14 protein-coding genes are annotated in these 11,565 nt (G+C 60.0%); 9 read left to right on the top strand and 5 right to left on the bottom strand.

Going from position 1 to position 11,565, the window contains the following annotated elements:
* Positions 1-10 precede the first annotated feature (10 nt).
* The 4 genes from HY17_RS07000 to nusB are packed head-to-tail and all read left to right on the top strand — an operon-like array spanning position 11 to position 2,655.
* A complete protein-coding gene (locus HY17_RS07000; RefSeq protein WP_034764927.1) occupies positions 11-631 on the top strand; it encodes a riboflavin synthase in 621 nt (206 codons plus the stop codon).
* A gap of 4 nt (positions 632-635) precedes the next feature.
* Positions 636-1,763, top strand: coding sequence for a 3,4-dihydroxy-2-butanone-4-phosphate synthase (gene ribB / locus HY17_RS06995; protein WP_034764923.1), 1,128 nt, complete (start codon positions 636-638; stop codon positions 1,761-1,763).
* On the top strand, positions 1,763-2,191 hold the full coding sequence (ribH, locus tag HY17_RS06990; RefSeq protein WP_034764920.1) for a 6,7-dimethyl-8-ribityllumazine synthase: 429 nt from the start codon (positions 1,763-1,765) through the stop codon (positions 2,189-2,191). Before ribB ends, ribH begins: the two co-directional genes overlap by 1 nt.
* Positions 2,188-2,655 carry a transcription antitermination factor NusB gene (gene nusB / locus HY17_RS06985; RefSeq protein WP_034764917.1) on the top strand — a complete coding sequence of 156 codons (468 nt, stop codon included), beginning with the start codon at positions 2,188-2,190 and terminating at the stop codon, positions 2,653-2,655. Before ribH ends, nusB begins: the two co-directional genes overlap by 4 nt.
* Here the strand turns inward: nusB and HY17_RS06980 are convergent.
* A complete protein-coding gene (locus HY17_RS06980) occupies positions 2,652-3,821 on the bottom strand; it encodes an epoxide hydrolase family protein (protein ID WP_034764915.1) in 1,170 nt (389 codons plus the stop codon). The genes nusB and HY17_RS06980 overlap by 4 nt on opposite strands.
* A 64-nt stretch (positions 3,822-3,885) precedes the next feature.
* Positions 3,886-4,227, bottom strand: coding sequence for an iron-sulfur cluster insertion protein ErpA (gene erpA / locus HY17_RS06975; RefSeq protein WP_034764899.1), 342 nt, complete (start codon positions 4,225-4,227; stop codon positions 3,886-3,888).
* 27 nt (positions 4,228-4,254) lie between these two features.
* Here erpA and HY17_RS06970 point away from each other — a divergent pair, with 27 nt between their 5' ends.
* From HY17_RS06970 to scpB, 5 genes are all read left to right on the top strand, one after another.
* On the top strand, positions 4,255-5,427 hold the full coding sequence (locus HY17_RS06970; RefSeq protein ID WP_034764894.1) for a deoxyguanosinetriphosphate triphosphohydrolase: 1,173 nt from the start codon (positions 4,255-4,257) through the stop codon (positions 5,425-5,427).
* A 130-nt stretch (positions 5,428-5,557) separates the two neighbouring features.
* On the top strand, positions 5,558-6,385 hold the full coding sequence (locus tag HY17_RS06965; RefSeq protein WP_034764889.1) for an SPOR domain-containing protein: 828 nt from the start codon (positions 5,558-5,560) through the stop codon (positions 6,383-6,385).
* Positions 6,385-7,422 carry a beta-N-acetylhexosaminidase gene (gene nagZ, locus HY17_RS06960; RefSeq protein WP_051599799.1) on the top strand — a complete coding sequence of 346 codons (1,038 nt, stop codon included), beginning with the start codon at positions 6,385-6,387 and terminating at the stop codon, positions 7,420-7,422. The genes HY17_RS06965 and nagZ overlap by 1 nt, the downstream gene beginning before the upstream one ends.
* Positions 7,419-8,252 carry a ScpA family protein gene (locus HY17_RS06955; RefSeq protein WP_051599798.1) on the top strand — a complete coding sequence of 278 codons (834 nt, stop codon included), beginning with the start codon at positions 7,419-7,421 and terminating at the stop codon, positions 8,250-8,252. Before nagZ ends, HY17_RS06955 begins: the two co-directional genes overlap by 4 nt.
* Before the next feature lie 10 nt (positions 8,253-8,262).
* Entirely contained in the window at positions 8,263-9,267 is a 1,005-nt protein-coding gene (scpB, locus tag HY17_RS19890; protein ID WP_197020241.1) for an SMC-Scp complex subunit ScpB, read from the top strand.
* Positions 9,268-9,269: 2 nt separating this feature from the next.
* Here scpB and HY17_RS06945 read toward each other — a convergent pair whose 3' ends face one another.
* The 3 genes from HY17_RS06945 to HY17_RS06935 all read right to left on the bottom strand — a co-directional run.
* Positions 9,270-9,872: a DUF1287 domain-containing protein gene (locus HY17_RS06945; protein ID WP_034764886.1), complete on the bottom strand. Its 603-nt coding sequence runs from the start codon at positions 9,870-9,872 to the stop codon at positions 9,270-9,272.
* Between the two features lie 43 nt (positions 9,873-9,915).
* Complete coding sequence (locus HY17_RS06940; RefSeq protein WP_034764882.1) at positions 9,916-10,587, bottom strand: nitroreductase; 672 nt, start codon at positions 10,585-10,587, stop codon at positions 9,916-9,918.
* A 77-nt stretch (positions 10,588-10,664) separates the two neighbouring features.
* The coding region (locus HY17_RS06935; protein ID WP_034764878.1) for a cytochrome P450 at positions 10,665-11,565 on the bottom strand (901 nt) is incomplete at its 5' end.

The raw sequence follows: 11,565 nt of genomic DNA, 5'->3' as shown, positions 1-11,565 counted from the left end.
AGGTCTTCCCATGTTCACAGGTCTCGTCACCGATGTCGGCACTGTCCGGAAGGCGGAACACCGCAACGGCTTGACGCGGTTCGAAGTTGAAAGCGGTTACCCGCTGGAAGACATCGCCATGGGCGCGTCGATCATGCACTCCGGTGTTTGCCTCACCGTCGTCGATAAGGGGCAGGGTGAGCGTGGCGCCTGGTTTTCCGTTGAGGCCGTGCCGGAGACGCTCGCGAAGACGGTGCTCGGAGAGTGGAACGAAGGCGCACGGGTCAATCTGGAGCAGAGCCTGAAACTGGGCGATGAGCTGGGCGGACATTTCGTCTTCGGCCATGTCGATGGCGTCGGCGAAATCGTCTCCATCGAGCCGGAGGGTCAGAGCCGCCGGATCACGATCCGTCCACCGGCTGATCTGGCGAAGTATTTTGCGACCAAGGGGTCCGCCGCGGTGAACGGCGTTTCGCTGACCGTCGCGGATGCCTTGCCGAATGGCGACTTCCAGGTCGCTGTTATTCCGCACACATGGGAGGTGACCACGCTGGCTGATCTGCAGCCGGGCAGCCGTGTGAACCTTGAGATAGATATGCTGGCACGCTACGTCGCCCGCATGATTGGTGCTGATGCACCTGAAGGGCAGTGAAACAATGTCAGACGAGTTCAAGCACGCGATCTCCTCGATCGACGAGATCATCGAAGACGCCCGCAACGGGCGCATGTTCATCCTTGTGGATGCAGAAGACCGCGAGAATGAGGGAGACCTGATTATCCCGGCAAATTTTGCGACGCCGGAACAAGTCAATTTCATGGCCCGTCACGGCCGGGGCCTGATCTGCCTCGCCATGACACAGGAGCGTGCTCATACGCTGAATCTCGACATGATGACCCGGAACAACCGGGAGAGCATGGGCACGGCCTTCACCGTTTCCATTGAGGCGAAGGAAGGCGTCACGACAGGGATTTCCGCGCATGACCGTGCGAAGACTATCGCTGTCGCTATCGACCCGACCAAGGACTACGATGATATCGTTTCACCCGGTCACGTTTTCCCGCTGGTCGCCAAGGATGGCGGGACGCTGGTCCGCGCGGGCCATACGGAAGCCGCTGTCGACATTTCTCGCATGGCCGGCCTCTATCCGGCCGGTGTGATCTGCGAGATCATGAACGAGGACGGCTCGATGGCTCGCCTGCCGGACCTCGTTGCCTTCGCGCAGCTCCATAATCTGAAAATCGGTACCATTGCCGACCTGATCGCATGGCGCCGCCAGAATGACCGCTTCCTTGAGCGCCGGGTCGAGGCACCGCTGGAGTCGGCCTATGGAGAAGGCTTCCGGACCGTGTGCTTCCGCAATGTGCTCGACAATTCCGAGCACATCGCCATCGTTCACGGCACGATCAAGCCAGACTCCACCACGCTGGTTCGCGTCCACCGCACCGACGTGCTGGCAGATATCCTGGGCGAGCGCGGTCCACGACAGGGCCTGGTCGAACGTGCGATGCGGATCATTGCCGAAGCGGAAGAGCCAGGCGTGGTCGTGTTCGTAAACACGATGCAGGCGAATGCCATTGCCGAACGCCTCGGTCTGAAGACGTCGACACCGAAAGACCCGACCTCGCCGCTGCGCGAGTACGGGATTGGTGCACAAATTCTGCGGGAGCTCGGCGTGCGCAAGATGATTTACCTGTCCGATACGCAGCCCACCCGCGTTGCAGGGCTTGACGGATACGGCATGACGATAGAGGGGTGGCGCCGCCTCAACGAGGAGACAAACTGATGGCTGACCGGGTCCTGGTAGCGGTTTCGCACTACTATAAACATATTTCCGAAGAGATGCTGGCTGGCGCGATGGAAGTGCTGGAAGCTGCCGACGCAAAAGTCACGGTGATGGAAGTGCCGGGCGCTTTTGAGCTGCCGGGTGTGATCGCCATGGCGGCAGACTCGGGACGCTTCGATGGTGCGGTCGCCTTGGGTTGCGTGATCCGCGGTGAGACGACCCACTATGACTATGTCTGTGGCGAGAGCGCGCGGGGCCTGATGGACCTGATCGTCAATCGCCGGCAGGCCATTGGCTACGGCATTCTGACCGTCGAGAACGAGGCACAAGCGCTGGCACGTGCCGATCGCAAACGCGGCAACAAGGGTGCGGACGCAGCGAACGCTTGTCTCTCCATGATCAAATTCCGCAAGGAACTCATTCGTTGAGCGATCAGAAGTTTCCATTTGAAGTCACACGCGCGCGCCGGGCTGGTGCGCGCCTTGCGGCGGTGCAGGCGCTCTATGCGATGGAGCAGACCGGCAAGTCGGCGCGCGAGACCATTCGTGCCTTCATGGAAGACAAACTTGGCATCGGTCCGAATGAGGAACCGGTGGAAGAGGCCGATCCGGATCTTTTCAAGTCCATCGTCAATGGTGTGGTAGACAATCAGGCGAGGGTCGACAAAGCGATCCTGAAACGCCTTGCATCAGGGTGGAAGCTGACCCGCCTAGACGCCACGATGCGCGCCTTGCTCCGCGCAGGCGCCGCTGAGTTCATCGTGCACCAGCATCTGTCCCATGCCGTGATCATGGATGAGTATGTGTCCCTCGCACACGACTTTTTTGAAGAGTCAGAGGCAAAATTCGCCAACGCCGTGCTGGACAATGTCGGGAATGATCTGCGCGCCTAATCGTGCGCGCGTGCCCAGGCCCTGACTTCATCGACAAAGAGCGTAGGCTTTTCCATCGCTGCAAAGTGGCCGCCTTTCGGCATGTCACGCCAATGCACGAGATTGTAGGCTCGTTCGACCCAGCTTTTTGGTGGGGCCGTATAAACCTTCTCTCCCGGGAAATTCGCAAACCCGGTCGGTGTCTCACAGCGAGCACCTTCCGGCAGCTGCACACCGCCTTCCTGGAATAGGGCGTTGTAATACCAGACGCTGGTCGCGATCGCATCATTGACGAGGTACAGCATCACATTCGTTAGCAGCTGGTCTCGTGTGTAGACGGAGTATAGGTCACCTTCACGCAGGTCTGACCAGCCATGGAACTTCTCGATGATCCAGGCAGTCGTGCCAACCGGAGAATCCATCAGCGCCATGGCGAGTGTCTGCGGCTTTGTCGCCTGCTCCATGAAATAGGCGCCTTCGGCTTGCATCGCGCCCTGCATGTTGGTCAGCCAGTTCGCTTCTTCCTCCGTGTTCGGAGTAGGCGGTGTCGGACGGAAACCAATCATGTTGAGGTGGATCGCGCGGCACCCGCCATTCTTGTCGTGCGCGCCATGGTTCAGGCCTAGCCAGGATGTGACAAGCCCGCCCCAGTCTCCGCCTTGGGCAAGATAAGATTTGTAGCCGAGCACATCGCGCATAAGCTCATCCCACAGCGCCGCGGTTGCGCGTTGGCCCATGGGAGAGGCGGGCTTCTCCGAGAACGCGTAGCCAGGCAGGCTGGGGATCACGACATCGAATGCATCGGCTGCGTCGCCACCATGGCGGGACGGGAAGGCGAGCGGTTCGATGGCGTCCCAGAACTCGAAGAACGAACCCGGCCAGCCATGGGTCAGCAATAGCGGGCGCTTGCCTTCGGCTTCACCCACAACGTGGACAAAGTGGATTTCCATGCCGCCGACGTCAGCCTTGAAGCTCGGGTACTTGTTCAGCAGGTCTTCCTGCACGCGCCAGTCGTATTCGTTCAGCCAGTACTTGCAGAGTTCCTGAAGGACGGGCGTCGACATGCCATACGCAAAGCCCTTTTCATTTTCGGGTGCCGGAAACCATCGATAGGCTGCAACCCGCTCCCGGATGGCGGCGAGCTTTGCGTCGGAAACGGAAATATTGAACGGGCGTACCTGGCTCATGAGTGTCCTCCTGACCGTCGGACCCTATCGCGAAGGTGCAACTGGCGCGAGCGGTTACCCGGCGTCAGATTGAAAAGCTTGTCCCGCAGCCGCAGGCAGCCGTTGCGTTCGGATTGTTGATCTTGAACGCTGCGCCGATCAGTTCGGTCGAAAAGTCGATCTCAGAACCGTTCAGAAATTCGAGGCTCATTTCATCGATCAGGACCTTGGCCCCGTCGCGTTCAACCAGCAGATCGTCCGGATTCTCCTCTGAGGCGAAATCGAACTTGTATGAGAAGCCGGAACAGCCGCCTCCCTCGACAGAGACGCGCAAAAAGTCTGCGCCGTCCTGTTTGGCCAGAATCGCATTAATGCGCTTGGCAGCCGAAGCGGTAAGGGTCACATCAGGGGCAGTCGTCGTGCTCATGACCCATAGATAGGGACGTTTGGACCAATGGAAAAGAGAGCGGTGTATGCAACGCGCCATGAAGACAGCCGGGGCCGGTATCACGATGAAGCTCCGTCTGCCACGCGCACGCCCTTCCAGCGCGACCGCGACCGCATCATTCACTCCACAGCTTTTCGGCGCCTGAAGCAGAAAACGCAGGTCTTTGTGGCGCATGAAGGTGATCATTTTCGCACGCGTCTGACCCATTCTCTGGAAGTGGCGCAGATTGCCCGCAGTATTTCACGTACGCTGGGGCTGGATGAGGACCTGGCTGAGGCCATGGCGCTGGCGCACGATATGGGCCACCCACCGTTCGGGCACGCTGGTGAGGATCAGCTGGACGCGTGCATGGAACCATTTGACGGTTTTGATCATAACGCCCAGACGCTCCGCGTCGTCACGCGGTTGGAAGTGCGCTATCCGAATTTCGACGGCCTAAACCTGACCTGGGAAATGCTGGAAGGCTTGGTAAAACACAACGGCCCGTTGATAGATGGCGATACGAGCGCCGCCGATCTCCCGGCCGCATTCCGGGAGTTTTCCCGCATTGAAGACCTGGAACTTGACCAGTTCGCGGGGCCGGAGGCCCAGGTTGCGGCTCTGTCAGACGACATCGCCTACAATAATCACGACATTGACGACGGCATTGCCGCGGGCCTCTTCACGATCCAGGAATTGATGGAACTGCCCATCGTGGGAGATGTTTTCCGGGGCGTTAAAGTTGAATACCCACATCTGACGGACCGGATGGTCACATATGAAGCGGTGCGCCAGCTCATCGGTGTCTGGATCAACGATCTTGTTGACGAAACCCGGCGCCGGGTGAAGCGCCTTCAGCCGGCGAGCGCAGCGGAAGTCCGCGGTCTGGGTGAGCCGCTAGTGGGGTTCAGTGACGAGCTTGCTGACAAACAGCGGGCACTCAGGGCCTTCCTGTTTGAGCGGATGTACAAGCATTACAAAGTGAACCGGATGCGTTCGAAGGCGAAGCGGATCCTGGCAGAGCTGTTCGAGGGGTTCACTTCAGAGCCGCAAACGCTCCCATCGCCCTGGCGGGAAGATGCCTCGCAGGCGGATGCGTTTCGCCGGGCCCGCATCGTTTGCGATTACATCGCGGGCATGACCGACGGCTATGCCATTGAGGAGCACCGGCGCCTCTGTGACCTCAGCCAGCTGGGATGAAGGCTGGGACCTACTGCAAGATTTGAGGAAATCCCTGCCATCGCCCTGGAGCTATGGGCTGCTGTTCAATTGCCGTTAACGAAACGAGCCTAAAAATTAACCTCAGGAAACAAGCCAGAAGGGACGTTTCATGAGTCGCTACCGGTACGGCGCCGATGAGGCCTCACCATTCGAAGATGACTATCGCGGGTTCGACATTCGCGACGATGAGACCGCGCGTGGACCATTGATCCTGGCGCTGGCGATCGGCGTGCTGCTGGTGTTCGGCGCGGTCGTCTGGAACACATACCGTCAAGGCGTCCGGTCCAATGGAGGAGGGTTGCCCAGCGTGATTGCCGATGCGCAGCCCTACAAACGTATTCCGGATGAACGGGGAGGACTGGAAGTCCGCGATACCGACAAGCGCTTCTATGACCAGATGGATGCTTCCGAGCGCATACCGGACCTGGCAAATCTCGATGGCGGCGACGGCTCGGACATGCTGCAGGGCGGTCCGCCCATTGATTTGCGTCCGACGGACGATGAGGTGGATGGCAGCGATCCGGACAATGGGATGCCGAACTCGGTCGCCGATGAGGTAGCTGAACTGGCCGATCTCAGCCGGCCTGACCGGGGGATTGAGTCGGAGGCGCTTGCGCCGATGCCAGCGCCGCGCGCGCCACTCCCGCCGCCGCGTGAGGTCTCACCACAGTTCGCCTTCAGCGAAGGGGGGCAGTACCTCGTGCAAGTGGCAGCGTTTCGTACCCAGGATGCTGCTGAGGCCGCATGGCGCAAATCTGCGTCTGAGCACCCGGATCTCTACCGCGGTGCCGGAAAACGCATCCAGCGGGCCGATCTGGGCGCCAAAGGTGTGTTCTACCGCTTGCGAGTCGGCGGCTTTAGCCAAAAAACAGAGGCAGACGCCTTTTGCGATGCGCTGAAGGCCGAAGGCGACAACTGTATTGTGGTGACCGGATAGTGGCGAAGGCCTGTATCCTCAGCGTTTCAGGCTCAGTCCTGACACCAGGTGAAGCGGACCTGTTCAAGGCGCAAAACCCGTGGGGTGTGATTCTCATGGGCCGTTCGTGCGTGTCACGTGATCAGGTGCGCAGGCTGGTGGCGGACATCTGGGATTCGACAGGCCGGAAAACGTTGATCTTCATCGACCAGGAAGGCGGGCGTGTGGCGCGGCTAAAGGCGCCGGAATGGCCGCTGTTTCCCCGCGGCGCGGACTACGCTGCGATCTATGAAAAGGACGCTGAGCTAGGGCGAGAGGCTTGCTGGCTCGGCCACAGGCTGATTGCATCGGAACTCGCGAGTTTGTCGATCCACGCCGATTGCGCTCCGGTTGTCGACCTGCCGGTGCCAGGGGCGCATGACGTGATTGGGGACAGGGCGTTTGGCGCAGAGCCGGAGCAGGCGGCGGACCTTGCCCAAGCCGCTATGGCCGGTCTGCACGCTGGCGGGGTAGCGAGCGTGATCAAACACATTCCCGGGCATGGCCGGTCCATGGCAGACAGCCATTTGCAGCTGCCACGAATAACCGCTGGGGACAATGAGCTGTCGAAAGACTTCGATGCCTTCTCCCGAGTCGCTGATGCGCCGATGGCGATGACAGCCCACATTGCTTATGAGGCCTACGATCCCGGTAAGGCAGCAACAGTGTCCCGCTACATGATTCAGGAGATCATACGAGGTCGAATCGGGTTTGATGGGCTCCTGATGACCGATGATCTGGGGATGAGGGCACTTGGCGGCAGCCTCGCTGAACGCGCGCACGCGTCGATCGCGGCGGGTTGTGATGTGCTGCTGCATTGCTCTGGGTTTCTCAAGGATCCAGCAGACATTCTCGCCGAAATGACGGAAGTGGCGGAAGCCGCCCCTGTTTTGGCAGGGCGTCCCGCGGAGCGTGCCGCTGCTGCTGATGCCATCGCGCAGCAGGCCGAACCGATTGAACCGGCCAAGGCCTGGCAGCGGTTCCATGAGCTATTCCCGAATGTGGGAGCGGCCGAATGAGTAGCGATTCTGTCACAATGGAGACTCTCTCTTCCGACATGGAAGAGGCTGACATCCAGGACATTTTCCGCGTCGATGTCGGCGGATATGAAGGCCCGCTGCATCTGCTGCTGGAGCTTGCCCGCCGTCAGAAGGTGGATCTCCTGCATCTGTCCATGTTCGAATTGGCCGAGCAGTATCTCGTCTTCATTGAGGACGCGAAGAAGCGCCGGATGGACCTCGCAGCCGACTATCTTCTGATGGCGTCCTGGCTGGCATTCATGAAGTCTAGACTTCTCCTGCCAAAGCCGGAAAAGCCGGAAGAAGACGAACCGACTGGCGAAGAGATGGCTGCGCGGCTTGCTTTTCGTCTGAAGCGGCTCGACGCCATGCGCGATGCCGTGAAAGAGCTGCAGGGCGGGCCGATATTGGACAATGTCGTTTTCCTGCGTGGCACGCCTGAGCAGCCCAAAGTGATTCGCCACACGGAATGGAATGCCAGCCTGTACGAGCTGACGCAGGCTTTCGGTTCGATCAGGGATCGGCGCGAGAAAGAGCGCCCGCACGTGATCGAGCAACAGCTGGTCTTGCCTCTGGAACTTGCCCGTACGACGCTCAGGCAGCTTCGCGGACAGCTCGCGCAGTGGTCTTCACTTGACGAGATCAGCCTGACCATGACGGATGTGGACCCGGAGTTGCCCACACGCTCGGTCACGGCCAGCGTATTCTCAGCGGCGCTGGAACTTGTACGCGACGGCGAGGTCGAAGTCCGGCAGGACACCCATTTTGCGCCGTTGTACCTGCGGAATGCGCAAAGCCACCCACAGGGGGGCAGCCATGCAGATGTTTGAGAAGATTGAAATGAACGACGAAACGTCAGCCGAGAAGAAACCGAGCGCGGTCACGCAGCTCGCGCTGGCTTTCCGCCGGTCTGAAGAAGCGCTGCACGAAGACATGAACGAGGCGCTGGCTGAAGGCGTGCGCCGGGCTGAGGCTGTTCTGTTCGCAGCGGGTGAACCATTGTCGGCAACGCAGATTGCGGAAATTCTTCCGCACGGTGTTGAAGCCGCTGAAGTGTTGATGACCCTGCGGGCGCTTTATGTGAACCGGGGGGTGAACCTGGTCGAGGTCGCCGGCAAATGGCGCTTCCAGACAGCGCAGGACCTGTCTTATCTCTTCGTGGAAGAGCGCCAGGTTCAGAAGAAACTCAGCCAGGCGGCGCTCGAAACCCTGGCGATCATTGCCTACGGCCAGCCAGTCACGCGCGCAGAGATCGAAGCGGTTCGGGGCGTGGCGGTTTCCAAAGCCGTGATCGACACGCTGATGGAGACCGGCTGGATAAAGATTAAAGGCCGGCGCAAGACGCCGGGCCAGCCACTGACCTATGGGACCACGGATGCGTTCCTTGAGCATTTCGGCCTTGAGGGCCTGAGCACGCTGCCGGGCAAGGCAGACCTCGAAGCAGAAGGTCTGCTGTCGGATGTCATTCCGGCTGGGTTCCAGATGCCGGATGAGGAGGCGCTCAGCGAAGAAGAGCTGCTTGTGGACGCGGGCGGTGATACCGAAGAGATTGAATCCTTCGTGACCGATTTCATGGATGATGGTCGGGATGAGGAAGAAGTTGAGGCGGAAGCTGACGCTGAAACTGAGGCAGAATCCTTCCCGGAAAAGCCTGTGGAAGACGTCAAGGCTGACGAGCAAGAGGATGACGGAATTAGCGTCTTTGCCTACACGCGGGCGCCTGTCCGGACTGCCGAAGATCAGGACGAATTTGACCGCGACGATATCAAGGCGGCCGTGATGCGTCTCCGCAAGGAAGAGCGGACGCCGGAGCAACCCATTTCCGAATGGAATGAGGACGACTAGGTTTAGGCAGTCACTTCAAAGCGGAACCGGCGTTCGTCGCCGAATAGTCCGAGGATGTCCTCTTCCTGCGTGCCGCCACCAATGTTGTGAATCACATATGGGTGGCCGGCAGACGTTCGCTTGTCCGACACGATTCCTATGTGAGGCAAGCGGCCGCCCAATCGCATTGTATACAGATCACCCGGCTGCCAGCCATCCAGCGCTGCGGGCAGGGGCAAGTCCACGCCCTGGCGTTCGAAGAATCGTTCGAGATTAGGTACTCGTCTGTGATCAATGTTCCGGTCTGGACGGCTGAGCCCCCAGATTGCTGGATAATCCGCAAACGCGGTTTTCATATCATCGTGGACGAGTTTCTGAAGATCCACCTCGAAAGCATCCCGGTAGGCGCGGACAACGACATCGGTGCAGACGCCGGTCGACCGGTCCACATCTCCCATGGGGTAATCGAGCCGGACATAGGCCGCGTCATAGCTCTGCGTCACACCAATCTGCTGGCGGGCCGCTTTTGAGAGGCGCGTGGCGAAGGGAAGCGATCGTTCACCGAACGTCTGCGGTAGCAGGGGTAGTGCAAGCGTGGAGACGAGTATGGACCGGCGCGTGTACATACGCCTAACAGATCATCGAGTTCCGGCAGGAATGCGGCGGAATCTAGAAACCGTGAAACTCGGCGATTTCGTCAATATCGGTCCGTTCGGCCCGCAGAGAATTGACCGGGTGGGATTTGTCCGGCTTGCCGACAGCAACGCCGCACCAGATCATTTCAGTCGGCGCGAGGTTGAAGTGCTCCTTCAGGGCAGGGCGCAGCACGCCCCAGCATTCCTGGAAGCAGGTGCCCCAGCCACGTTCTTCAGCCAGCAGAGCGAGGGTCTGCAGGTACATGCCGGCATGGCCCCACTGGCCGTGGCCCATGCGTTCATCAATCACCAGGAAGATGGCGAGCGGCGCCCCGAAGAAGCGGAAATTGTTGGAGAACCAGGCGAGGCGGGCCGCACGGTCTTCGCGGGGAATGCCGAGGGCTTCGTACATCATCTCGCCGACGCGGCGCCGACGGGCTTCATAGGGTTCCCACAGGTCTTTCGGATAGATCGGCCGGTCCGTCTTCTGGCCGCGTGGGTCTGCCGCCAAGATTGGCGCGGCCATGGCGATGACGTCGTCTTTCGCCTGGCCGGTCACGGCGATCGTACGCCAGGGCTGGACGTTGCCGCCGGACGGTGCGCGCTGGGCCTGGGTTAGCCATTCGCGGACTTCGGCTTCGGAAAGCGCGTCGGGCAGGAAAGCCCGGGTGGATATGCGCTGGTCGACTGCTTTGGAAACGTCCATGAAAAACCTCCCGTCAGGATCTGACGGGAGGTCTAGCGGCTTATCGCCGGGTCAGCCAACAGGCTTCTCGCCCAGACTTATTTTTTCGGGTGCAGGATCACCGGCATCCAGGTGTAGCCATGCACAAAGGCGCCTGAGGTGTAGGACGGTTCGTCCAGCACTTCGATGTGCTCGAAGCGCTCCATCAGTTCCTGCCAGAGAATCTGCAGCTGCAGTTCACCCAGGCGATTGCCGACGCAGCGGTGGATGCCGAAGCCGAAGGACAGGTGACGGCGGGCATCTGCACGGTCGATGATGTAGTCGTTCGGCTTGTCCCAGAAGTCCTCATCCCGGTTACCGGAGATGTACCACATGGCGACCTGGTCACCCTTCTTGATGAGCTTGTCGCGTAGCTGGACATCTTCCAGCGCGGTGCGGCGCATGAAGGCCAGCGGCGTTTGCCAGCGGATCGTTTCCGACACCATGTTCGGGATCAGGGACAGGTCGCCCTTCAGCTTTTCGAACTGTTCCGGATACTTGTTGAGGGCCCAGACAGACGCCGTCATCGTGTTGCGGGTCGTGTCATTTCCACCGACGATTAGCAGGATCACGTTGCCGAGCAGTTCCATCGGCGTCATGTTCTTCGTCTTTTCGCCGTGCGCGAGAAGGCTCATCAGGTCGTGCTGTTGCGGGATCGCCTGACGTTCCTGGAAGATCTGCATGAACGTAGTCAGGCATTCCATCATTTCGCGGCGCCACTGTTCTTCACCGCCCGGGCAGATATCCGGATTGTGCATGTTGGTGACGACGTCTGACCAGCGGGTCAGCTGACGGCGATTTTCGAACGGGAAGTCGAAGAGCGTCGCGAGCATCATCGTGGTGAGCTCAATGGAAACCGTATCGACCCAGTCGAACGGCTCGCCAACCGGAAGGCTGTCGAGGAGGCCCTGCGTCCGCGAGCGGATCAGCGGCTCATACTCTTTCAGCATGTTCGGCGCG

The organism is Hyphomonas sp. CY54-11-8, assembly GCF_000682735.1.
Classification (GTDB): domain Bacteria; phylum Pseudomonadota; class Alphaproteobacteria; order Caulobacterales; family Hyphomonadaceae; genus Hyphomonas.
This window is presented reverse-complemented; position numbering and strand designations above follow the sequence as displayed.